At 39.0% G+C, this 21,301-nt stretch carries 29 protein-coding genes and 1 pseudogene; 25 read left to right on the top strand and 5 right to left on the bottom strand.

Translation table 11 applies throughout. The features are described from left to right. Positions 1-98: 98 nt before the first annotated feature. Together JI723_RS14105 and JI723_RS14110 are read right to left on the bottom strand one after the other, a co-directional pair. Entirely contained in the window at positions 99-446 is a 348-nt protein-coding gene (locus JI723_RS14105; RefSeq protein ID WP_337979510.1) for a hypothetical protein, read from the bottom strand. A 108-nt stretch (positions 447-554) separates the two neighbouring features. After that, positions 555-764, bottom strand: coding sequence for a helix-turn-helix transcriptional regulator (locus JI723_RS14110; protein WP_006657610.1), 210 nt, complete (start codon positions 762-764; stop codon positions 555-557). A 107-nt stretch (positions 765-871) separates the two neighbouring features. Here JI723_RS14110 and JI723_RS14115 point away from each other — a divergent pair, with 107 nt between their 5' ends. The 13 genes from JI723_RS14115 (at position 872) to ssb (ending at position 7,939) form a co-directional block, all read left to right on the top strand. Then, a complete protein-coding gene (locus JI723_RS14115; protein ID WP_337979511.1) occupies positions 872-1,516 on the top strand; it encodes a LexA family protein in 645 nt (214 codons plus the stop codon). A 216-nt stretch (positions 1,517-1,732) separates the two neighbouring features. Beyond that, positions 1,733-2,020 (top strand): DUF3024 domain-containing protein, encoded by a 288-nt coding sequence (locus JI723_RS14120; RefSeq protein WP_272580985.1) that lies wholly within the window; start codon positions 1,733-1,735, stop codon positions 2,018-2,020. An 80-nt stretch (positions 2,021-2,100) separates the two neighbouring features. Continuing rightward, positions 2,101-3,024 (top strand): BstA C-terminal domain-containing protein, encoded by a 924-nt coding sequence (locus tag JI723_RS14125; RefSeq protein WP_211889550.1) that lies wholly within the window; start codon positions 2,101-2,103, stop codon positions 3,022-3,024. Positions 3,025-3,543: 519 nt separating this feature from the next. After that, the gene (locus tag JI723_RS14130; RefSeq protein ID WP_337979512.1) at positions 3,544-3,822 is read left to right on the top strand and encodes a hypothetical protein; all 279 of its coding nucleotides are present in this window, start codon (positions 3,544-3,546) and stop codon (positions 3,820-3,822) included. A 2-nt stretch (positions 3,823-3,824) separates the two neighbouring features. Next, on the top strand, positions 3,825-3,956 hold the full coding sequence (locus JI723_RS14135; protein ID WP_337979513.1) for a hypothetical protein: 132 nt from the start codon (positions 3,825-3,827) through the stop codon (positions 3,954-3,956). 452 nt (positions 3,957-4,408) lie between these two features. Further along, positions 4,409-4,585: a hypothetical protein gene (locus tag JI723_RS14140; RefSeq protein WP_337979514.1), complete on the top strand. Its 177-nt coding sequence runs from the start codon at positions 4,409-4,411 to the stop codon at positions 4,583-4,585. A 357-nt stretch (positions 4,586-4,942) separates the two neighbouring features. Continuing rightward, the gene (locus tag JI723_RS14145) at positions 4,943-5,179 is read left to right on the top strand and encodes a hypothetical protein (protein WP_337979515.1); all 237 of its coding nucleotides are present in this window, start codon (positions 4,943-4,945) and stop codon (positions 5,177-5,179) included. Between the two features lie 128 nt (positions 5,180-5,307). Continuing rightward, positions 5,308-5,781, top strand: a complete 474-nt coding sequence (locus JI723_RS14150) for a class I SAM-dependent methyltransferase (RefSeq protein ID WP_337979516.1) — start codon at positions 5,308-5,310, stop codon at positions 5,779-5,781. After that, a complete protein-coding gene (locus JI723_RS14155; protein ID WP_337979517.1) occupies positions 5,778-5,930 on the top strand; it encodes a hypothetical protein in 153 nt (50 codons plus the stop codon). The genes JI723_RS14150 and JI723_RS14155 overlap by 4 nt, the downstream gene beginning before the upstream one ends. Beyond that, complete coding sequence (locus JI723_RS14160; protein WP_337979518.1) at positions 5,923-6,231, top strand: hypothetical protein; 309 nt, start codon at positions 5,923-5,925, stop codon at positions 6,229-6,231. Before JI723_RS14155 ends, JI723_RS14160 begins: the two co-directional genes overlap by 8 nt. Next, positions 6,232-6,909 (top strand): exodeoxyribonuclease X, encoded by a 678-nt coding sequence (gene exoX, locus JI723_RS14165; RefSeq protein WP_337979519.1) that lies wholly within the window; start codon positions 6,232-6,234, stop codon positions 6,907-6,909. After that, a complete protein-coding gene (locus tag JI723_RS14170) occupies positions 6,902-7,477 on the top strand; it encodes an ERF family protein (RefSeq protein WP_136134465.1) in 576 nt (191 codons plus the stop codon). Before exoX ends, JI723_RS14170 begins: the two co-directional genes overlap by 8 nt. Continuing rightward, positions 7,478-7,939, top strand: a complete 462-nt coding sequence (ssb, locus tag JI723_RS14175) for a single-stranded DNA-binding protein (protein WP_337979520.1) — start codon at positions 7,478-7,480, stop codon at positions 7,937-7,939. Here the strand turns inward: ssb and JI723_RS14180 are convergent. Further along, the gene (locus JI723_RS14180) at positions 7,936-8,553 is read right to left on the bottom strand and encodes a hypothetical protein (RefSeq protein WP_337979521.1); all 618 of its coding nucleotides are present in this window, start codon (positions 8,551-8,553) and stop codon (positions 7,936-7,938) included. The two genes, ssb and JI723_RS14180, sit on opposite strands and share 4 nt — an antisense overlap. Positions 8,554-8,880: 327 nt before the next feature. On the opposite strand from JI723_RS14180, the gene JI723_RS14185 reads away from it, so the two are divergent. The 11 genes and pseudogenes from JI723_RS14185 to fur all read left to right on the top strand — a co-directional run bounded on the left by JI723_RS14185 (position 8,881) and on the right by fur (position 14,676). Next, positions 8,881-9,087 (top strand): hypothetical protein, encoded by a 207-nt coding sequence (locus JI723_RS14185; protein ID WP_337979522.1) that lies wholly within the window; start codon positions 8,881-8,883, stop codon positions 9,085-9,087. Beyond that, complete coding sequence (locus JI723_RS14190; RefSeq protein WP_337979523.1) at positions 9,077-9,610, top strand: phiTE_072 family protein; 534 nt, start codon at positions 9,077-9,079, stop codon at positions 9,608-9,610. The genes JI723_RS14185 and JI723_RS14190 overlap by 11 nt, the downstream gene beginning before the upstream one ends. 69 nt (positions 9,611-9,679) lie before the next feature. Beyond that, positions 9,680-10,276: a hypothetical protein gene (locus tag JI723_RS14195; protein ID WP_337979524.1), complete on the top strand. Its 597-nt coding sequence runs from the start codon at positions 9,680-9,682 to the stop codon at positions 10,274-10,276. 382 nt (positions 10,277-10,658) lie between these two features. After that, a complete protein-coding gene (locus JI723_RS14200; protein WP_337979525.1) occupies positions 10,659-10,985 on the top strand; it encodes a phage protein NinX family protein in 327 nt (108 codons plus the stop codon). A 12-nt stretch (positions 10,986-10,997) separates the two neighbouring features. Beyond that, the gene (locus tag JI723_RS14205; RefSeq protein WP_238564063.1) at positions 10,998-11,192 is read left to right on the top strand and encodes a TraR/DksA C4-type zinc finger protein; all 195 of its coding nucleotides are present in this window, start codon (positions 10,998-11,000) and stop codon (positions 11,190-11,192) included. Beyond that, entirely contained in the window at positions 11,164-11,409 is a 246-nt protein-coding gene (locus JI723_RS14210; RefSeq protein ID WP_272581003.1) for a hypothetical protein, read from the top strand. Before JI723_RS14205 ends, JI723_RS14210 begins: the two co-directional genes overlap by 29 nt. Before the next feature lie 201 nt (positions 11,410-11,610). Next, positions 11,611-12,657 carry a tyrosine-type recombinase/integrase gene (locus JI723_RS14215; RefSeq protein ID WP_337979526.1) on the top strand — a complete coding sequence of 349 codons (1,047 nt, stop codon included), beginning with the start codon at positions 11,611-11,613 and terminating at the stop codon, positions 12,655-12,657. 39 nt (positions 12,658-12,696) lie between these two features. Continuing rightward, a pseudogene (locus JI723_RS14220) lies at positions 12,697-12,921 on the top strand (type I secretion system permease/ATPase); the annotation flags it as partial. 170 nt (positions 12,922-13,091) lie between these two features. Next, positions 13,092-13,385 (top strand): LexA regulated protein, encoded by a 294-nt coding sequence (ybfE, locus tag JI723_RS14225; protein WP_140180859.1) that lies wholly within the window; start codon positions 13,092-13,094, stop codon positions 13,383-13,385. 141 nt (positions 13,386-13,526) lie between these two features. After that, positions 13,527-14,054: a flavodoxin FldA gene (fldA, locus tag JI723_RS14230; protein ID WP_070924901.1), complete on the top strand. Its 528-nt coding sequence runs from the start codon at positions 13,527-13,529 to the stop codon at positions 14,052-14,054. Positions 14,055-14,226: 172 nt separating this feature from the next. Further along, on the top strand, positions 14,227-14,676 hold the full coding sequence (gene fur, locus JI723_RS14235; RefSeq protein WP_070924902.1) for a ferric iron uptake transcriptional regulator: 450 nt from the start codon (positions 14,227-14,229) through the stop codon (positions 14,674-14,676). A 456-nt stretch (positions 14,677-15,132) separates the two neighbouring features. Here fur and JI723_RS14240 read toward each other — a convergent pair whose 3' ends face one another. Together JI723_RS14240 and chiP are read right to left on the bottom strand one after the other, a co-directional pair. Further along, a complete protein-coding gene (locus tag JI723_RS14240) occupies positions 15,133-17,811 on the bottom strand; it encodes a beta-N-acetylhexosaminidase (RefSeq protein ID WP_319067635.1) in 2,679 nt (892 codons plus the stop codon). Positions 17,812-17,879: 68 nt separating this feature from the next. Further along, positions 17,880-19,277, bottom strand: a complete 1,398-nt coding sequence (gene chiP, locus JI723_RS14245; protein WP_140180863.1) for a chitoporin ChiP — start codon at positions 19,275-19,277, stop codon at positions 17,880-17,882. Between the two features lie 578 nt (positions 19,278-19,855). Between chiP and JI723_RS14250 the strand changes: the two genes are divergently transcribed. Further along, positions 19,856-21,277 carry an MFS transporter gene (locus tag JI723_RS14250; protein WP_337979527.1) on the top strand — a complete coding sequence of 474 codons (1,422 nt, stop codon included), beginning with the start codon at positions 19,856-19,858 and terminating at the stop codon, positions 21,275-21,277. Positions 21,278-21,301: the final 24 nt, after the last annotated feature.

A 21,301-nucleotide genomic window follows, 5' to 3' on the forward strand; every position in this document is an offset into this window, starting at 1 on the left:
ATTCCTTTATTGATTTGCTGTATCAAAAAAGGGAAACCATAAATTTCCCTTGTTATAAACACTGGTTATTGATACAGTTGTTTTGATAGTAACAACAATTAAAGTTTCAAATCTAATTGAGTCTCATCGGGTGCCACCGTTGGGACTTTTCTTTTAATCTTCCCTTTCCCTTCAAGAGCCTGTATCACCCTTTCTGCGTAATCACCTTCAAGCACAATCTTTGTTGGCTTATCGCTGATGTTTACAGAGTCAGGGGGTAATCCGAATTTACTCACCAACTGGCAAGCTAAATCGAATATTCGTGCTTTATCTCGACTGGATTTAGAGGGGTGTATGCCCAGCTCTTTAGCTAGACCGTTATTACCGATTAAATACATTTCTTTGAGATAGAACGTCATCAATTCGTTAGATGTACATTCCACTTTGATATTTTTTGCAGGTTCCATTGTATATAGTCCTTTTTTAAATACAGTTAGTCCGTTACTCACGATCCTGTGAGTGTGTATTGCAGTGCTCTACAATGGCAGAGCCTAAGTTTTGAAAGAGCGGTAAAGTTATGCAGCTTGAGGTGGGAAAACGTCGTCTAGTGAGCATTTCGCACCAAGTTTCTGTAATGCCTCAACGATTACTCGACAATCATTAAGGCTAGGCGTTCTAATACTTAGCTCGTAGTTTGCAATACGAGATTGACCCCATCCGATTGATGAAGCCAAAACAGCCTGAGAAATTCCTAATTTTTTTCGCTGTTCTGCGATGTTATTCATTGTGTGTATCCTCCATGTCTACAACCCCTATTACACACAATATGTGATTAACTGTCAATCACGAATCGTTTAAATACTTACATCACGTTTTGTGTTAAAAGATAAGCATGAAAAAAATAAATGAAATTATCGGCGAAAGACTGAAGTCTATTCGTGAATCTAGAGGATTAAGCCAAGCGCAACTTGCAAAGCTGTGCGGATATTCCGCGGCTTCTAGAATTGGAAATTATGAACTTGGGGAAAGAAAAATAAGTGCTGATGATGCTTTAGTTATCAGCGAGGCTTTAGGTGTTTCACCTGCGGAATTGATGTTTGGTGATAGAAGCGATCAGGTTGTTAGTAACTATGAGTACCCTCTATTTTCCAAGGTGCAAGCAGGTGCGTTTACTGAAAATAGCAATGCATACACTAGAAGTGACGCCATCGCATGGATACCAACAGCCAAGAAGGCAAGCGATAGTGCATTTTGGTTGGAAGTTGAAGGTCACTCAATGACAGCACCTCAAGGCGGGCGACCGAGCTTCCCAGAAGGAATGCTGATACTTGTTGATCCTGAGCAAGAGGTTAGCTTTGGTGACTTCTGTATAGCTCGCATGATGAACAATGAGTTCACATTTAAGCGTCTAATTCGAGAAGGTGAAACAGAATACCTTGAGCCATTAAATCCACGGTTCGAGATGATACCGATTAATGGCAACTGCCAGATTATAGGCAAAGTGGTTAAATCTCAGTGGCCTGACGACACGTTTTAATATGAAGAAAGTAATTAGGTTAATCAGTAAAAATAAGCTGCTGATTGTTATGTTGATAATAGCACTAGCAGTTGGAGCGGTATTGCAGTTTGCAGAAGAACCTTTTACTTGGATTTCAATTTTCAACACAGAGTAGAGTAAATATACGTTTTAGAGGGATGTATGGCATTTAACGATATTGAAGTAGCGAACATTAAGAGATGCATGGAATTTTTCATGGAGAAACGTAGGCCTGCTGAACACCTTAGAGATGAGCTAGATTTAAGCTACAACATTGAAGATGACTCCGTTGTCATATTTGAAGTAAGACGCCTTACTTGGAGTGATGGTCAAGCTCAAGAGCCAATTGCTAAAATTACACATAACAAATCTAACAGCTCTTGGTCTCTATTTTGGATGGATAAAGATAATAACTGGCACAACTACGATGAAAAAATGTTAGGTAGTTTCTCTGACGCTATTAAGCTCGTTGAAGATGATGTACAAGGCTGCTTCTTTGGGTGACGACACGTTTTAGGGTGTGGTTGATTGAACCACTAGATAAATTACGATAAACATAATTTAGCAAATGGAATCATATATATATGGATAAATTATCGGTATTTGGATCACAGGGTAAACTAGACCTACGTCCTGTAGTTGAAGTAGAAGATAACGGAATTCAAATGGGGGTGCTAAGTGATGGAACTCCATATCTAACATTATATGGCCTAGCTAAATTATGCGGGATAGACCCTGCTCCATTACTCATGTTTACTTCAAACTGGGAAACCGAAAAATACAAAAAAAGAGGCAGTATTGTATTAAAAGATCTAGAAAAAAAAGGTCACCGGAACGTAATTAATTTATACACAAAAGTCATCAATAAACATGGTGTCGAAACTCATGCATACCCTGATTATATTTGCATGGCTATATTGCGGTATTATGTATTTGATGCTGCAAGATTTGACAATACAATTGCTAGAGAGAATTATGACATACTAGCTGAATACACATTGAAAAGAATGATATATGAGAAGGCAAATTACAAGCCAAATCAAGATGTCATAAATAAATCGTGGGATGTATTCAAGCAAAGAATTATAGCCAATGATGAAATACCTGTAGGGTACTTTTCCATATTTAGAGAAATGGCAGATTTGACAGTAAAACTAATAAATAGTGAATTCAAGTTAGACCCATTCTCTATACCAGATATCAGTGTTGGGCAACGCTGGGCTAAGCATTGGAAAGACGCTAATTTAGAAAAATTACATGGTAGTAGGATGCTGCACCCTCACAACTACCCAGAGGATTTTCCTCAGAGTCGAGGAACTCAAAAAGAAGCTTACATATACCCGAGCTCTGCATTAGGAGATTTTAGAGTTTGGTTAGATACAACCTATGTTAACAACCATTTAGCAACTTATTTGAGCAACAAGGTTCGAGCTAAAGCTCTCCCTGAAAAACAAGCAGAGCAAATATTATTAGCCGTTAGAAAACCCGAGCTACCAAAAAAACATTAATACACATCCAGCCCTCCCCGCGAGGGCTTTTTTGTGCCTGCAATTCCCCGCCAGTGTGATCTCTGACACAAATCGTGTCTATAAATAAAAATTTTTCCATTTCAAATCATCACGTTAATTCAATCACAAGAAAATAAACACATTTTGTGGTTGACATTATAATCACAATTTGTGAATATACTATCCATCGAAGGCAAGGAGCCATAGATAAACAGGATGTTCGCTCTTTTACAAATTAACTCCCGCCATTGTGGGAAAGTTTCAAAACTCCAAGTGAGTATTGGGATTGGTGAATGCTAAGGCTGATTAGCGGAACTTAGCGGGTTCAGATGGGTAAAGCAGAAGTGTGCATTGTAAGACAAGCTGCGTAAATAGCCGGAAAGCACAGTTACCCAATAAATCCAGTGAAAATCATGACGTGTATCCTCCTGATGGAGTGGCAGCTAACACTGGAAATAGTCTAAGTAGGAGATCAGCACCTACCACTAATCACCAATACTTACTAAACGAGGGTAAACCATGCAACAGATCACTTACTTACCGCGCACTGGTAAGACAAATTCAAAGATGCGTCGTTATGCAGCCAGAGGTGAATTAATGGCACGTAAAGCAGTAGAGGTAGCAAATCGCGGGCGCACTACTGAGGAAATATGGGATTCAATCATTAAACCAGTAGACGAAACCGATGTGCTTGCCAACCTGCTTATCGGGATAAAAGACATACCCGATGTACAACGCAAGCAACCACGGCTACGCAAGCCGATTATGAGTGATGGAAGTGTTACGGCACGGGGATAGATATGGAAACAAAAGCAGAATTACGACGCGACTATGCTGAATACAAGAAAAGAGCTAAATCCGCGAAAAGTATGAGTGTTCGCATGATGTATATCTCTATGGCTCTAAAGTTAAGAGTAGAATTGAGAGCTTAAAAGCAGGCACAGTTAACTAATTACAGTCCATCAAGGTGGGCTGTGGTGAGGTAACTTCACAAGGAGAAATACATATCCGTCATGGCTGAACACCACGGCGCATTGCTAGCACCTTAGACTATAGGTAGATAAATAAATCCTATATAGGCAGTAACACAAAGAACACAGCAAGACTGTGGTTGCTGAGCAATGGTAGATGTTTAGATGCTTATTAATAAATTCATTAATTAGAGATAGATAAATTTTGATTGGCGTTAAAGCGGTGGCGTCATAGATGTAAGTACCGTTTGAATCGGAGGATTTATGTAGTGATTAAATTTAACGTATCTAAATAAATCAAAGAGTGCGGTGCCATGGTCTGTGAGACCCGCAGCCTAGAGCGATATCTAGGCAACTAACCAGAGTCCATTGCGGTGGGCTGTGGTGAGTTGATTAATAGATAGGAGATAGAGATGCCGAGAACAAAAAAGGAATGGAAAGAGAAAGTCAAATGTTGGACTGATACCAAAGTAGTTGAGATGGACGGCGATACAGTTGCTTGTGTTCTTTATATGATAGCGAGCTTACCTGAAAATCAAATCAAAGATTTAAACGAAGAAATGAAAAAGCTAGGCATTCACTATAACTAGCATCGCGTTTAGTTAATAACGGATAGGTAATAAAAAGCCCACGCTATTGCATGGGCTAGGAATTGGTGCAGGTATGGCTACTCTAATATGTGATGTTAAAAACTCAAAGTAAGTGAAGGGTTAAATCGCGACCTGCAGCGCACACCAGCTACCAACAACTACTTCTACAGATATACCTAAAACAAATCCCATGATTAATGCTCCTTTTAGCGATGCTTCTACTAGTGGGTAGATAGTAATCAGGTCTGAGATTATTCCAAGTACTTTTACAAGTTTTTTGCTCGAATACAGCAAAGCCAACATCACAAAGAATTATTTTGGATAAAAAAATCCACAAATTAATCTTACACAATAAATATGAAGCCGTCAATAGCATGGCTTTATTTATTGGTCGCACATCCAGAGGTAAGCATGAATATTGATAAACACAAACTTTGCATAGCTCAACAGCAAGCTGGGATTGCACGTTATCTCAAGGATGAGAACGAATGGAGCGAAGCAAACGAAACATTAAAAACAGCATACGGAGTACAACATGAACGCAAAGCAGAAACACGTAAAGCAACAGATATTCACCCTACTTCGCGAGTCTGAAATGACCGAGAAACAAGTCGAATTATTGTTTGCTGATTGGAAATTTAAGCAGCAATGCGAAAAGACAAATCGCATCTTACATCAAGTTAATGCTCGTGGAGCGTACGCATTCACGTAAGGAGATAGTCATGCGCCCTATTCTGGATATGTGCTGCGGAAGTCGCATGTTTTGGTTTGACAGACAAGACAATAGAGCAATTTACAGTGATATAAGGGTAGAAAAACACATTCTATGTGATGGCAGGAAGCTAAACATAACACCAGATATTATCGCTGATTTTAAAAACCTACCCTTCCCTGATAACTCATTCCATCAAGTTCTATTCGACCCGCCTCACTTAATTCGCGCTGGACACAACGGTTGGATGTTTAAAAAGTACGGTCGATTAAATAAAGAATCTTGGAAAGAGGATTTAGCGAAAGGATTTAGTGAAGCATTTCGAGTGCTGCGGCCAAACGGAACATTGGCTTTCAAATGGAACGAAACTCAAATTCCTACAAAGCAAGTATTAGCCCTTACTGACTATAAACCAACAATAGTTCAGCGAGTTGGCAAGAACGACAAAACTCACTGGATATTATTCATTAAGGACGCAGCATGAGAATTTCAGAGTATGAATTCCAGCAACGGCAGGATGCCGAGAAGAAGCGCAAGGAGCGCGATGAAGAGGCTGAATACTATCGCATGGAAGGCTTAGGTATTCAGCAGCAATCAACACCTACACGCTGGATGAGGGGTGATTATGGGTGAGTATCTGGTTAAGTGCTTCCCATCTCATTCAACCAAAGAACAAGCGCTAAAATCAGCAATAGAACAGATAAGGCTATCTAGGCAAGGAACGCCTCAGAATATCAATGCATCAGGGAAGCAACGCGAAGCCATAAATACATGGCACTCAAATTTAACTATGTCCAAGTACTACCCCCCCCTGCCCGCTCACATAGAACAGCAACGGATCACCGAAGAACAACTTCGATATGCGAAACATTTAGCTAAAGGAATTAGCTCTAGTGGGTATGGGTATGGCGAAGGTAGAAACATGGGAGACTAAATGAAATACAGAATTATCGACACTGAAACTTGCGATTTTGACAGCGGAATTGTTGAAATAGCAAGTATCGATTTAAACGACACAGAAATTAATTATAACTCGCAGCAATCCCACTTTGTAAACCCTCAGAAACCAATCTCAATAAACGCAATGGCTATTCACCACATCACCAATGAAATGGTTGAACTATCCCCGCTTATTGAAGATGTAATTGATGCTTATAAAGGTGCTGATTATCTGGTTGCACATAATGCCGAGTTCGATAAACGAATGATGCCAGAAATGAACGCGCCTTTTATCTGCACTTTAAAACTAGCGAGGCGTTTATGGCCAGAGTTAGAAAGCCACAGCAATCAATATCTACGCTACGCACTGGAACTGGATGTTCATGTGCCAGAAGGATTACACGCTCACAGAGCGCTATATGACTGCGTTGTTACAGCATCATTATTTAAGCGGATCAAGGATGATTCGGGGTGGTCAGATACGGAAATGTTAGAAATAACTAATCAGCCATCACTATTAAGCAAGTTACGTTTCGGTAAATACAAAGGGATGACATTTACCGAAGTAAAGAAAGAGAACGCAGGGTATTTAACTTGGCTGCTAGGCCAACCTGATTTAGACCCTGATGTTAAGTTTAGTATTAATTATTGGATGGAGAAGAAATATGAGTAAAGAATTCTTCCAAAAAATAGCAGCCATACAACAGAACCTAAAGGCACCAAAAAACCTCAACAACTCATTCGGGAACTACGCATACAGGAGTTGCGAAGGGATTTTAGAATCAGTTAAGCCATTACTTGATGGTTTGGTGTTAAGTATCACAGATGATGTTATTGCTGTAGGCGACCGAATTTACGTCAAATCAACTGCAACTCTCACGGATGGAGAGAATTCACATAGCGTATCAGCTTTAGCAAGAGAGCCTATGTCAAAAAAAGGAATGGATGACGCTCAGGTGACAGGAGCTACAAGCTCATATGCTCGTAAGTATTGCTTAAATGGATTGTTCGCTATTGATGATTCAAAAGATGCAGATAGCAATGAACATAAGCAACAAGAGAAAAACTTTAAACCTGATGTTGTCCTATCTGAGTTTACTGGTAATGCAATGAATATCAGTAATATAAAAACATTAAAAGCTGAATTTGGTAAAACATGGAAGTTACTCGATAACACGCCAGAGCAAGCGAAGGCTAAAGAAGTTTATGACATTAGAAAATCAGAATTGGAGGCTGCATAAATGGCAGATAAAGGCGTAAACAAAGCAACAATACTTGGTCACCTAGGAAAGGATCCTGAAGTTAGATATTCACCATCAGGAACAGCATTTACCAAGTTTTCTTTAGCAACAAGTGAGTCATGGAATGACAAGAATACTGGCGAAAAGCGCGAGAAAACTGAGTGGCATAATATTGTTATTCAAGGAAAGTTGGCAGAAGTCGCAGGCGAGTACCTGAGAAAAGGGAGTCAAGTTTACATTGAGGGGAAAATTAAAACGCGCAAATACCAAGGCAACGATGGACAGGATAAATATATCACTGAGATTGTGGTTGGAATTAACGGAACTATGCAGATGTTAGGTAGCAACGGTGGCAATAATCAGGCAGGAAGCCAGCAGCCAGCGCGACAGTCTCAACAGCTACAGCAGCAAGCACCGCAGAATGAGCCACCGATGGATTGGGATGACAATATTCCGTTCTAGAGTTTATTCTTTATCATATTGATGATTTCACTCTTATATGTTTCGAAATCATCATGAAATGTATCATCTGCATCAACCCCTGAATACACTATCTTATCTGTTTCTGGCGAAATACCAACATAATAATCCCTCATCGACTTATCGATATTGGGGTTCATAGTTAATAAGTGAGATCTGATAGCTATAACTAGCGAGTACTCTAATTCGAATAATTTCTTTAACAATTTAGTCGTATCATTTTGCCAAATCGCGTCAGCTTCTATTCCGAGTGCTAGCAGTTCATTATGATATTGACTAGACAATTTCAATCTTTCTGTGTACACGCTCTTATATTTTAGGTATTCAATTTGCTCCTCAGATAGTGAACCTTTGATATCTTCAGGCGGATCTGTTTTTTCATATGAAAAAATGGCAGGGCTTCTAACTTGATTTATAGCATTATGATATTTAGTTAGATTAATCAAAATATCTTTAGCTAACTGATGATCCTCTTTCCATTTTAGTTGTTTTTTCCACGTTTTTAATCCAGAAAGCGCAACGTAAGTACCAACTAGAGAGACTACTACTCCAGCTAGAGGGACCGCCACTTCAATAGCGTCTTTAATAAACTCCACGTCATGACCTCTTATTTAAAATATATATTAAGTATAAGGAGTGTATATGTGTATTCAAGAGATAACTGCACAAGTCTATTACTCGCCAACTAGGAATAGGCGATATTTCAGCAAGGAAGCTGCAATAAAAGCCGAAGCCAAGGCGCGAATATTCAAGAAGTACCCATCTGAGCCGTATGAATCCGACACTGGATATGCTGGCTACAACATTTGGGATGATAGACCAGAATTCTATCAACGAGCATTACGACTTCTTTCTTACTTAATAAAGAAAAACATCAATTAACTCAGGATATATTTGCAAGGATGCAAACAGGAGATAGATATATGAAGCTGGAGGTAACTAAAGCGCAACTTGAAGCTATCAAGTCTCTTACTGATGATTGCGCGGGAATGATTGGTGGCGGTTGTGAGGAAGCCGATAGAATATGGAGTAAACATATTCGGCTAATAGATAGAATGCTGCGCAAAAACGGACATGAGCGCTATTTTAACTCGCAGGGATGCAATAAGAGGAATGAATATGAAGGTTGAACAATCTCAAGTGACCAAACTGGTGATAACAGGCATAGAGCGTCACGACCCCATTCATGTTTACCTTGAGGATTATGGTGATAACAAAAATGGCAGAGTTACTATTAGCGAAAGTGGCGATTCATGGTCTTGTTTTTGGGGTTCTATGGGCAGCTCACTAGTTGAGTTTATTCATAGGATTAATAATCACTACTGGATAGGTAAGCTAGATTCTAATTTAAACTCTGAGATAGATGATGATAACGATGCAAATGCTGAATATGCTAAAAAGCAAGTTATCGAGCTGCGCAAAGATGATGAAATAGACCAATACGAAGCAAGGGAGTATTGGGATTTAATCGAATCATCCGATGATGTTAAGAGTGATTGTTGCAATTGTTATATAGGAAGTAAGTTGCTTAATTTGTTTGGTGATGATGCTTGGTATAACGAATGGCCTTCTACTCCAAACCCTAAATATCTAAGAATGGAATCGCGCTTAAATGCCGTTCGTGAAGCATTAAAGCAAGTAACCGTGAATTAAGGAGGCATTTTGACAGTGGATTAGTCACATGGATGTGAGTATGATTCCTGCATTAAATAAGGAGGAATTATGCCTGATAAGAAAGAAGATTCCATTGCTAAGATATTAAAGTACGGCTTTGTTGTGACCATAATATTTTCTATTCTGTATTACACTTGCTCTGAAATATACAATGCTACACCAGAGGTATCGGGAAAGTTATCTAACGTATTTAGTTTTGTATCTTCATTTGGAATCATAGCTACTATAATTGTCTATCTTTGGCAACGGAATGACCAAAAAAGAAGAGATAAAGATGAAAATAACAAAAAAAAGGAATCGATAAAGCACTTAATAAAAAGATGCGTATCTGATTTTTGTTATTGCATAAATAAAGTTGAGTCAGGCTTATTAACAGGAGATATCACCGAAGCAATCAATCAATTAAATAAAATAAACAACAAACATCTTGAAAGATGCTTGATAGACTCAAAGGACATTGACTTTAATATGTTTTATATGATATCTAACTTACTTGATGCCATTAACGAACATAAAGATTTTATAGAAAAAAGGATAACAAACGGATCAAATAAAAACCCTGATTATTACGATGGTTCTATAGCGTGCTGTAATTACGCCAAGAATGAAACAAATGAAAGATGTCGCGATATAATTAATTATTAAAGCCTGCTAGTGCAGGTTTTTTTATACACAGAATTCAGAGTAACAATTAATGCAAATAATCGGATATGTATTACTCATGCTAATACAGGGTTCTGCTGTGCCTGTTACAGAGCAAATATACACACAGCAAGAATGCGAGAGTCGTGCGTGGCAAATAATGCAGGTGCGAGAGGTTGAGATAGTTTGCAGGGAGGTGATGAGAGAATGAATAAATTAAGAGAGAAAATAATAGAATTTCTTCAGTGTAATCAGCTTACCACAGACGAACTATATCACTTATGCAGTCCTGATTATTCAAGGAGTCAGGTTAGTTGTGTGATTGGTCACTTGGAAGCGGGTGGGATTATTAAGAAAAATACTTGTGAATATTGGGAGTTAGTAAATGAATAAATACACCGAACTATCTGACTTCGAGATTAATAAAAAAGTTGCATATTTATTTTTAGATGTAGGGTATTACGAGATTGACTCATACCGACATGAGGTCATGTACTTTAGAAGTGGTAGTGGCAAAGGTTTGTATAGAGACTACGACCCATGCAACAACCCTGCCGATGCAATGCCGATTATTATTGAGAATGGTATTAGCATGGTAAGAGTTAATAATACTTGGTCAGCTCGTCAATTTAACAATCATTGCATAGAAATTAACGGTGATAATTATTATCGAATTGCCATGGAAGTTTATTTATTAATGAATGGAAAATAGCATAGGTGAATTATGGATATTATTGACTCAGCAAATGAACTAGAACAATTACACATTCAAGCCGCATTATCAAATCGCCAGCCAGTAATTAAATCAATAAACGGAATGTGCATCTGGTGCGAAGAAATGCCAGCAGCACCAAATAGCGCATATTGCAGTAAAGATTGCGGAGATGATTATGAGCAATATAAGCGGAAAAATGGATGATGTGATGCTTGAGAACGGACGACGAAAGATAGCCCGCGAATGCAGAGACAAATTAAAGCAACTCAAAAAACTCAGCGATAAACAAAGCACAGCAATACTTAAATCATACCTTCCTAAATTTCAATTAACACTCAGCGAAAAACACAAGAAATTCCCACCGATTATGTGGTTGATTTGGTATATCAACTCTATCGATAAGGAGATTAATAGTGGATGACTCTCTTTATACAATAAAAGAATACGCATCGATGATCCGACTGTCATCTTCAACGGTATACCGAAACCCTGCCAGATATTACATGTTCAGGGTCGGTAGCTCATGGAGAGCAAACAAGGAAAGCCTGAAAAAGTTTGAACAGGCACAGTTTAACGATAATAATGTCTATCGGCTGGCTGTAGTCGGTAGTGGGAGGAAAACATGCCGATCTACAAAAGAGGTAAGAAATACTGGGTTGACGTTACAGCACCAAGCGGAGAAAGAATTAGAAAACCTGCTGGCACGGAGGATAAAGTCAAAGCCCAAGAGTATCATGACAAGTTAAAACATGACCTATGGCAAATGGAAAAACTGGACAGGATGCCGGATAGGTCGTTTGAGGAAATGATGTTACTGGCTTTAAAAGATGCCGAAGGACAAGCGTCATTTCCTACAAAACTTGCCTACGCTGAATATTTCCAGCGTGTATTTAAAGGAAGGAAAATATCTACAATAACCAGTGATGAAATAGCCAACTCTTTGCCCGTTTACAATCCAAAAACAAAGAGAAAGCTATCCAATGCAACACAGAATAGATATCGCTCATTCATTATGCGTGCATTTTCACTAGCTCACAAGATGGGATGGCTTGTTCGGCCAACATACATACCACGAATGAAAGAACCAACCGTCAGGGTTAGGTGGCTGGAAAAGTGGGAAGCTGAACTGCTCCTATCTAACATCAAAGTTAAGTGGATGAAGGATTTTGTTTCCATTGCTATTTTAACAGGCATGAGAAAAAGCGAGATATTGTCACTAAAATGGAAGAGTGTTGATTTGCTGCGAAGAGTTGCACACGTTACAGCAGATAATGCAAAGTCAGGGAGAGCTAGGCCAGTGCCACTTAATGATGTGGCCATTGAAATTCTAAATGGAATTGAAAAAGATGGTGATTACGTATTTTCCAATAATGGAAAACGAAGGAGTTGTCATTATCGAGAGTGTTATGATCAGGCATTGATTGATTCCGGTATAACTGATTTCACTTTTCACGACCTCAGACACACGTGGGCAAGTTGGCACGCACAAAGTGGAACTCCACTCATGGTGTTAAAAGAAATGGGAGGATGGGAAACATTAGAAATGGTTCAGAAATACGCTCACTTTAGCGGTCAACATTTAACCAAATATAGTGAGCATGTCACAATTTCGACACAGCCGAAGAATGAAGCCAGTCAAAAGCCACACTTAACACTTTTAACTGGCTGACATATAAGGATTAATTTCAAACATCCAGAATTCAAAATCACTTCAACTTTAGATTATGAATCTGAGGCAGCCATTATGGCTAATATGCATTTGATCACTAAAGGAAGAACCGTTATTAGTATCGCTCACCGTTTAAATACCATTATGCATGCTGACAAAATTTGTGTGATCCGTGAAGGTGCAGTTGCTGAAGTAGGTACTCATCAAGATTTACTGCAACAAAATGGAATTTACGCCAGTCTATGGCATCAGCAAACTCGCTAGTGAATCAGAAAAAAGCACTAATTAAATATTATTTGGTGCTTTTTCCAACAAACAGTTCTTTTTTTTACTATCAAAGACTTTCACTGAATATGCGCTCTGGCACAAGGACGACAGCTAAGGTATGATTGCGCGCTGGATTATTGGTACACGCCCATTAGTATTAAAGAAATATGGCAAAAGAACAAACTGATCGCACCACACTTGATTTGTTCGCTGAGGAACGCAGGCCTGGGCGACCTAAAACAAGTCCGCTTTCGCGGGATGAACAATTAAGAATTAATAAACGTAATCAACTTAAAAGAGATAAAGTCAACGGGTTACGCCGCGTTGAACTAAAGCTCAATGAAGATGCTGTCGCCATATTGAATCAGCTGGCTGATGAAAAAAATATGAGCCGTAGCGAGCTAATAGAAGAAATGCTAATGTCACAGCTCGCGCAGGTTTACGAGCCTTCAAACAGATAGTTTCGTCTTAGTAAACCACACAAATTCGACAGATTTATTCAGGGTTTTTCGCCAAAATAAGGCCAAAGTTTTATTTATTCAAATTTAGCCCTATCTGGCTCTTTTCAAACCAGATTGGAAAAACAAGAGGTTATTCACTTTATGGCAGTCATAGGCATTTTCTTCGGTAGTGACACTGGTAATACAGAAAATATTGCCAAAATGATCCAAAAGAGATTAGGCAACGATAACGCTGAAGTTCATGATATCGCTAAATGCAGTAAAGAAGATATTGAAGCGTTTGATATTTTACTTCTTGGCATCCCAACTTGGTATTATGGTGAGGCCCAGTGTGATTGGGATGATTTTTTCCCAACTCTCGAAGAAATTGATTTTGAAGGCAAACTTGTTGCTTTATTTGGTTGTGGTGATCAAGAAGACTATGCAGAGTACTTCTGTGATGCGATGGGAACTATCCGTGATATTATTGAACCGCGTGGTGCAGTAATTGTCGGGGCTTGGCCTACTGAAGGCTATCATTTCGAAGCCTCTAAAGGCATGTATGATGACAACCATTTTATTGGATTAGCCATCGATGAAGATCGCCAGCCTGAGCTAACCGAAGAGCGTGTTGATGCATGGGTACAACAAATTTCAACAGAGATGTCTCTATCTGAGATCCTCGGCTAACGAACAAATCAGCGTAGGATTGCTGATATTATTATAATAATGAGACAATGCATGGTTTCTATTTTTTGTTTCCATGCCTATAATTGTAAATCAGTTTCGAAGACAACTGAATATATGTTAAAAATGTCTCATTATTGTTAAATTTCTGATTTAAGATACAGGACAAACCCGCATGACAGACAACAATAAAGCATTGAAAAATGCTGGACTCAAAGTCACTCTTCCAAGATTAAAAATATTGGAAGTACTTCAGGAGCCTGAGTGCCATCACGTCAGTGCGGAAGATCTCTACAAAAAATTGATTGATATGGGTGAAGAGATCGGTCTGGCCACAGTATACCGCGTATTAAACCAATTTGACGATGCTGGCATTGTGACCCGTCACAACTTCGAAGGTGGTAAATCCGTTTTTGAACTGACTCAACAGCACCATCATGACCACTTGATTTGCTTAGATTGCGGTAAAGTAATCGAATTTTCTGATAAATCAATTGAAGAACGCCAAACGAATATTGCTGCTCGTCATGGTATTAAGCTATCTAACCACAGCTTATATCTTTATGGCCACTGCGCTGATGGCGATTGCCGTGAAAATGCAAATGCACACGAAGCAAAAGAGTGATTGAGTTGTTTTTTAACGACTCATAGCTATTGTAATAAGGCACTCATACAGTCTCTTAATTACCAAATAACCTCATGTTTTACATGGGGTTTTCTTTTATCTACACACAGATATTCTCCTTGCATCATATCTTTTCTGATTAATCATCATCCTATGATCCGTTGCTATGATTGTGATATCAGCTGCCAACGAAAGTCATTTTCATACATTATGTATAACGACTCCCAAATAGACTTAGCTATGACATCGTCATAGTCATCATTTTGCGTACAGCTTCGCAGCAAAGACATATAAAAAAGCATTAGATGCAGAGCAATAACCGCCAACTATTATAAAAAATTTTTAAAGATTTAATGGAATGCACAAACTTAACTAGAGAAGAATTAATTTCTCTGCAATAGTGCAACTGCTAATTGTAATTGGTGGTATCTAACGAATACCACCAATACTGATACCTTATTTTTGCGTCACTATTTCGACACGGCTTGTTCGTGTGCCCAGTGCATTTTTCGCTCTCACCTTCACGCTGCCATTCACTTTTGGTGGATGTTGTGCTGAATACGTTTGCCAGTGATCACTCTCTCCTAATGAGTACTCAATCACTAAACCTGGATAGCTAAGATTTGCCAGTAACACGCCATTTTCAATTTTAGCGCCAGGAACAGGGATCCGGTAAGCAACACCCGCTCTATCTAATCGCGGCAGTTCCTTTACTCCGACGATTGTTGCAAAACGATCCCAGTCATTAGCTAAATTTTGCTGTGAAACATGCTGTGTTTTACCTCCAACATATTCACGGCCAGCTTGGTAATCATTCTCCCATTCCGCCTTATGCCAAGCTCTCTCTGCAAGTGGTAGGATCCTTGGGAACAGCATATATTCTACTTGGTCGTCTGTTCTAACTGCTTCACTCCATAATTGGCCAGACAAGCCATAGATCCCCGGCCAAGGCTTATCACTTTTTGCAGTAAACTGATTTCCATCTCTATCAACCGATGTTTCTGCATTCTGAGGCAAGTTATCAGGTGCAAATGAGAAAACTTTTTGTTCATCACTCGCGCGAGTCGCCCAATAATAGCCACTTTCGCTTGGATTAACTTCATATGGCATATCGAAATAAACATAATCAGGATTTGAAATAACGACCTGATAGCCTTTGTTTGCCCAGTCATTTGCCGAATCAAAACCTCCCCAATAGAGGGTATCCCAAAAATTAACTCTCACATTTTTGGTTGCAAAATCTTTAGCATTCACAGCATCTTTTAGGCCATCTTGCCATGCTTGCATGGTAGTAACCCCTTCTTGCTGTAAACCTTCACTAACTTGTTTGGCAAAATGGCTCGATAGGTGATCAAAATCACTGACATCACCATTTTTAATCAGCAGCTGACAGGCTTTCGATTTCGCCCACGGTTTATCTTCAATTTGTTTATCAATTATCCCTTTACCTAATTCAATAGCACCATTTTTATCTTGGAATCCTGCCCCCAAGCGAATATTTTTCGCTTCATCACCACCAAAATGCCATGTCTTCAGGGGTACACCCGCCTCTTCATGCATTTGCATGACTTCACTAACAACTTTATTAACAAAGTTTTTAGATGACTCTAAACACGGATTCAAGTAACTACGCTTATCATAAAATTGTACCGACGTTGTCACTGATGTATCTGATGGATCAACTAAGCGGTATTGCTCGGCCCCTTTTTCATCTCCAGCGGCTTTCAATTTATTATAGCGAGCTTCCATTGATACCACCGCAGCGCGGGCATGTGCAGGCATATCAATTTCAGGGATCACTTCAATATGACGTGCTTTGGCGTAACGTAAAATATCAATATAGTCATCACGAGTAAAATAACCGCTCCCCATATTATTGTTTTCAGCACCTGAGCCTAACTGAGGTAATAAACATGTTTGCTCGTCAAGATCGTGACAGCGTTGACTACCAACTTCTGTGAGTTCAGGCAAATCTGGGATCTCAATCCGCCAACCTTCATCATCAGTAAGATGAAAATGGAATTTATTGAGCTTATAACGTGACATCTGGTCAATTAAACGCATGACAACTTGCTTACTATGAAAATTACGTCCTACATCCAAGAAAACACCTCGATATTCCATACGAGGCTTATCTTTAACTGTCATCGTTGCAATTGTTGGCTTCTCGGATTCACTGACTGCTGAAAGTAATGACTCCATACCATAGAATAGCCCTACACGATCATAACCAACAATCAGTGCTTTTTGGGGAGTGATCACTAATTCATAAGCACCGCTGATTTGATTATCAATAGCAAATTGATTAGGGATAATCTTACCTTCAACAAGGAAACCTTGATTATTTTGTTTAAGCTTAACTTGTTGTAAATGCTCATCAATGACTGCAAGTTCCTCTTTTGTTAAACCTTCTAAATGTAAATTTATACCTTTAGATAAATCAACGTCTCCTTGCTGTAACGTAATATCGAGTGGCGTAGGTAAAATTTGCCCTCGCATTTGCTGTTCAGATAGGGCATTTAAAGCGGTATTTTTTTTGTAACGATTTTCAGCAGTCATCAGTACATTGTTATCTGCACCTACCCTTTTCCAATTCTTGAGTTCAAATGGCGCTACAAACTGAGTAGGATCCTGAGTATCGGTACTCTTGAGGTTGCGTGGTAACGCATCACCTGAAGTTGCATACCAGCGAGGCATAAAATCTGAATAATTGACCTGCCAATATTCACCTGTTATTGGTAATACCACTTTTTCATTGGCTTTAATTCCTTTGAACTGACTTGTCGGCGTTATTTTATGTAAGTCCCCTGTAACATGAGTAATTTTAAATTGTGGATTATCTTGCTTTAATATTTGTCGAATACTGTGAAAGTAGAGCGCCCAATCATCAGACTCTATCGCATCAGAACCATTCGTCAGCGTGATATCAACACGGTTACAAGCAGCCCAGTCTGCACCTAGTGCAGCGCAATCAATACCATGCTCTCCAGCTTGGTTATCAATAACATTAATTTTTACATCCATATTCGCGAGTGCATCGACAACTTGAGTTGCTGATTGTTCAGCACTGACAATCGTTGAAAATAAAGTTGCCGAAATTAATAATGCCAAAGGACTTAAATAATTTTTTTTCATTGTGACCTCAATATTAAATTCAAATTCAGCCACTGCCATATTATTTTTTGATAGCAGTGACCCTGCTATCAAAAAATAGTAAATGGCATCATAACCATAAACTTAATATCTTTTTCATCTTGGAATATATTACCAAACCCGCCACCATAACTTGGAATATCTGTATGGTTATCATATTTAGTAAAATGTAATTTAAATAAAGTGTCTTTAGCTCTACCCGTTTGCACGGTATATAAAATATCAAAGTTCCAAGCGCTTTCTCTTAATTTTACATCTTGGGCATATTGAGAATTAGTACTTGGTTTAGCATCCCATCCATAAATATAAGATGTTCCGATTTTCCAGCCAGCAAGATCCCAATTAGCTAAATCATACATAACACCCGCATAAACCGCTTTTTCATTATTCGCGTTATAATCTGAACGTCCATCCCACCAAATATCTAAACGCCCATTCGACGTTGCATAGCCGGGGGTCATCCGCTGTAAAAAATAACCTTGATTTCCTTTTGCTTTGGAATAAGTACCTTCTAAACGAAAATCAAATTGGTCATAGGTATACCCTAACGTCACTGCTTGTAAAAAAGCTAAACCATCGTAAACATCATTCACACCACCATCGGACACTTTGTCTTTGGCACCATAGAATTGATATGACATACGAAGATCGCGGGATGCAATAGGAAGCGCATAAGAGGCCTTAGCAAAATATTGATCCATGTAATCCTTTGCTTGGCCATAAGCACCTTCAAGAACGAATGAGTTTTTGAAATCGTATTTAAAACCAATAGACTGGAGGTAGCTAATCCCTGTTTGCCCATCAGCCTCACGGAAATTATACATGTCGCGATACCAAGGTGCTTTATAGCGGTCTGTCCACATATATGACATGCTCAGCGCACCATTTTGTTCGAAATCAAATGCTGCACCGACCTCAAAGCCACGGTAAGTACCTGGCATATAGCTCCAATGAGATGCAAGTAGTGTTTGCCCCGTTGGTTGGATATACCCTCCTCGCCCCCAAAAGGGCCCATATTTCATTTTCGCTGCGGCTTTATAAACACTCACGCCACTGCGGTCGCCAGTCCATTTTTCATCCCATCGCGTTTTCGCGTCACTAAAGCCGATCTCATTGGGAGCTGCGGGACCACTATTTGATAACTCAATGGCAGTAAACGCAGCTAAATCTAACCCAATCACATCTTGAAAATAGCCAGAAGAAAAATCGAGGCTAGCGTTTACAGTAGAATGTTTAAGGTTATCGACATACTTTTTATATTTATCACTATCGGGGGACAGTTCTTTTCTTGAACGATCACGTTGCCAATAATAAAGCCCTCCTTTAAGTGTTGAATCATCAAGGAATTGCTCAGCAAAACTGATTGATGGATAACTGATAGGCGCCAAGGCTATGGCTATTTTTAGTACGAGCAACCCCCTGCCATAATTGACATTTTTATTAACCATTCGGTATTTCCTCTAATTTTTATATTATTATTAAATTATTATCTTAGTAGTAGCTCATTAGGTAATGATTAATGCCAAAACAAAATACGCATTCCTACTTAGCCTATTTTTCGCGACGCGAATTATCAAGGTGAAAAGTGTATTTATTCCTAAAACATGAGCTAAGACACATTAATTTTTTTGTTCATTACTAGCATTAATTGTTATTAATCATTATATAAATAGTATTAATATCCCAAACTAATGGTTAAATTTAGATAAAACACGCCATGAAATAAGCCCACACAGACTTATTTCAATATAAAAAATAACATTCTTTGGATGTAATCGTTTCAGTCAAACTTGATAAGTTGCAACAAAACTGCTTTAGTGGGTAAATAGTTATTTATTTTAAAATAAGCTAAGTAAATATTTTGTCTTTCAATAAAATAGCTTTAATCTTAGTGAGTGACTCTTAACAAATCTCTTAGCACAGCTTGATATCACCATTAGTAAAAACACAGCCTCATGACGGACATAAAAAATACAACAGCGGCCGCTTGAAGGAAATAAATCAAGATTATTTATATTGAGTAGATATGGATAAACATCAGCAAGAAGGTTGGCGTAGTTTACTTACTGGCAAAAATCTTAGCTTAACACTCGCTCTATCGGGTGGTATTTGTCTTCATGCAATTAATGTCTATATTACAATTACAACACTACCATCCGTTGTTCGCGATATTGGTGGCATTGATTTCTATGCATGGAATACCACTCTATTTATCCTATCTTCAATTATTTTATCAGCACTCACTTCTCGAATACTTAATCGGTTAGGACCTAAAAAAAGCTATGGGCTTGCCACTCTCATTTTTTTAATTGGCTCCGTGATTTGTGCTATGACACCATCTATGCCAATCATGCTACTTGGGCGAATTATCCAAGGTGCTGGTGGTGGTATTTTACTCACACTCTCTTATTCAATGGTGCACATTGTTTTTGCTCAGCACCTGTGGTCTCGCGTATTAGGGATGATGTCGAGTATGTGGGGAATGGCAACATTATTAGGCCCTGCTTTAGGGGGGATTTTTGCTGAGTATGATATTTGGCGAGGGGCTTTTTGGTGCCTAGTATTGGTTGGGATCCCTTATTTGTGGCTAACACTAAAAGTATTACCAGCCAAAAATCCGAATGAGAGTGGCCCACAGCAGCCCATCCCCTTACAAGCATTATTGCTTCTTTCTACCGCCGTGCTGGCTATTTCCGTCGGTAGTTTGAGCCAAGACAAACTTATTCCTATTGGTGGCATGCTTCTAGCAATACTCTTATGTGTAAGGCTAGCGGTTATTGAACGCCGTGGTATTAATACGTTATTTCCCAGTGGAACATTCCATTTATCGGCTCAATTAGCCCCCATTTATCTCACCATGGCATTATTAGGTTTAAGTGTACAAACCGAAGTATTCGTCCCTTATTTTCTGCAAATGTTACATGATATTGCTCCGTTGATATCTGGTTACCTAGCCGCTTTAGTGGGGGCAGGATGGTCAAGTGCTGCAATTATTTCTTCATCGCTTAAACCGACTGTCACAACTAAAATTATTCGTTTTACACCGTTAATCACCTTGGGCAGCCTAGTCATCCTGACTCTATTTATGACAAAAACAATTTATATCGCATCCGCTCAAATTTGGGTAATTTGCTCAATGTTATTTATAACAGGGGCTAGTATTGGTGCCGCATGGCCGCATTTATTAGCTAGAGTACTACAAGTTTCTTCTGGTTCTGAGTCTCAAAAAGCCTCCTCAGCAATCACCACATTACAACTATTTTCAACTGCTTTTGGCGCTTCTTTAGCAGGAATGATAGCAAACCTTGCTGGCCTTTCTTCTCCGGGAGGCATTGAAGGCACACAGTCTGCGGCAATATGGTTATTTGTAATATTTTCATTTGTACCATTATTTGCATTCATCACGGCAAATATTGTGGCGAATCGGATCACGGAACCTCACCTTTAAAAATTTAAACTGCATAAATAAGGG

Origin of the sequence: Providencia manganoxydans (assembly GCF_016618195.1) — a bacterium.
GTDB classification, from domain to species: Bacteria; Pseudomonadota; Gammaproteobacteria; order Enterobacterales; family Enterobacteriaceae; genus Providencia; species Providencia manganoxydans.

Bases quoted from the DNA above. Each gene is read 5' to 3' on its own strand.
- JI723_RS14105 (WP_337979510.1), bottom strand. From the start codon at position 446: ATGGAACCTGCAAAAAATATCAAAGTGGAATGTACATCTAACGAATTG.
- JI723_RS14110 (WP_006657610.1), bottom strand. From the start codon at position 764: ATGAATAACATCGCAGAACAGCGAAAAAAATTAGGAATTTCTCAGGCT.
- JI723_RS14115 (WP_337979511.1), top strand. From the start codon at position 872: ATGAAAAAAATAAATGAAATTATCGGCGAAAGACTGAAGTCTATTCGT.
- JI723_RS14120 (WP_272580985.1), top strand. From the start codon at position 1,733: ATGGAGAAACGTAGGCCTGCTGAACACCTTAGAGATGAGCTAGATTTA.
- JI723_RS14125 (WP_211889550.1), top strand. From the start codon at position 2,101: ATGGATAAATTATCGGTATTTGGATCACAGGGTAAACTAGACCTACGT.
- JI723_RS14130 (WP_337979512.1), top strand. From the start codon at position 3,544: ATGCAACAGATCACTTACTTACCGCGCACTGGTAAGACAAATTCAAAG.
- JI723_RS14135 (WP_337979513.1), top strand. From the start codon at position 3,825: ATGGAAACAAAAGCAGAATTACGACGCGACTATGCTGAATACAAGAAA.
- JI723_RS14140 (WP_337979514.1), top strand. From the start codon at position 4,409: ATGCCGAGAACAAAAAAGGAATGGAAAGAGAAAGTCAAATGTTGGACT.
- JI723_RS14145 (WP_337979515.1), top strand. From the start codon at position 4,943: ATGAAGCCGTCAATAGCATGGCTTTATTTATTGGTCGCACATCCAGAG.
- JI723_RS14150 (WP_337979516.1), top strand. From the start codon at position 5,308: ATGCGCCCTATTCTGGATATGTGCTGCGGAAGTCGCATGTTTTGGTTT.
- JI723_RS14155 (WP_337979517.1), top strand. From the start codon at position 5,778: ATGAGAATTTCAGAGTATGAATTCCAGCAACGGCAGGATGCCGAGAAG.
- JI723_RS14160 (WP_337979518.1), top strand. From the start codon at position 5,923: ATGGGTGAGTATCTGGTTAAGTGCTTCCCATCTCATTCAACCAAAGAA.
- exoX (WP_337979519.1), top strand. From the start codon at position 6,232: ATGAAATACAGAATTATCGACACTGAAACTTGCGATTTTGACAGCGGA.
- JI723_RS14170 (WP_136134465.1), top strand. From the start codon at position 6,902: ATGAGTAAAGAATTCTTCCAAAAAATAGCAGCCATACAACAGAACCTA.
- ssb (WP_337979520.1), top strand. From the start codon at position 7,478: ATGGCAGATAAAGGCGTAAACAAAGCAACAATACTTGGTCACCTAGGA.
- JI723_RS14185 (WP_337979522.1), top strand. From the start codon at position 8,881: ATGAAGCTGGAGGTAACTAAAGCGCAACTTGAAGCTATCAAGTCTCTT.
- JI723_RS14190 (WP_337979523.1), top strand. From the start codon at position 9,077: ATGAAGGTTGAACAATCTCAAGTGACCAAACTGGTGATAACAGGCATA.
- JI723_RS14195 (WP_337979524.1), top strand. From the start codon at position 9,680: ATGCCTGATAAGAAAGAAGATTCCATTGCTAAGATATTAAAGTACGGC.
- JI723_RS14200 (WP_337979525.1), top strand. From the start codon at position 10,659: ATGAATAAATACACCGAACTATCTGACTTCGAGATTAATAAAAAAGTT.
- JI723_RS14205 (WP_238564063.1), top strand. From the start codon at position 10,998: ATGGATATTATTGACTCAGCAAATGAACTAGAACAATTACACATTCAA.
- JI723_RS14210 (WP_272581003.1), top strand. From the start codon at position 11,164: ATGAGCAATATAAGCGGAAAAATGGATGATGTGATGCTTGAGAACGGA.
- JI723_RS14215 (WP_337979526.1), top strand. From the start codon at position 11,611: ATGCCGATCTACAAAAGAGGTAAGAAATACTGGGTTGACGTTACAGCA.
- ybfE (WP_140180859.1), top strand. From the start codon at position 13,092: ATGGCAAAAGAACAAACTGATCGCACCACACTTGATTTGTTCGCTGAG.
- fldA (WP_070924901.1), top strand. From the start codon at position 13,527: ATGGCAGTCATAGGCATTTTCTTCGGTAGTGACACTGGTAATACAGAA.
- fur (WP_070924902.1), top strand. From the start codon at position 14,227: ATGACAGACAACAATAAAGCATTGAAAAATGCTGGACTCAAAGTCACT.
- JI723_RS14240 (WP_319067635.1), bottom strand. From the start codon at position 17,811: ATGAAAAAAAATTATTTAAGTCCTTTGGCATTATTAATTTCGGCAACT.
- chiP (WP_140180863.1), bottom strand. From the start codon at position 19,277: ATGGTTAATAAAAATGTCAATTATGGCAGGGGGTTGCTCGTACTAAAA.
- JI723_RS14250 (WP_337979527.1), top strand. From the start codon at position 19,856: ATGGATAAACATCAGCAAGAAGGTTGGCGTAGTTTACTTACTGGCAAA.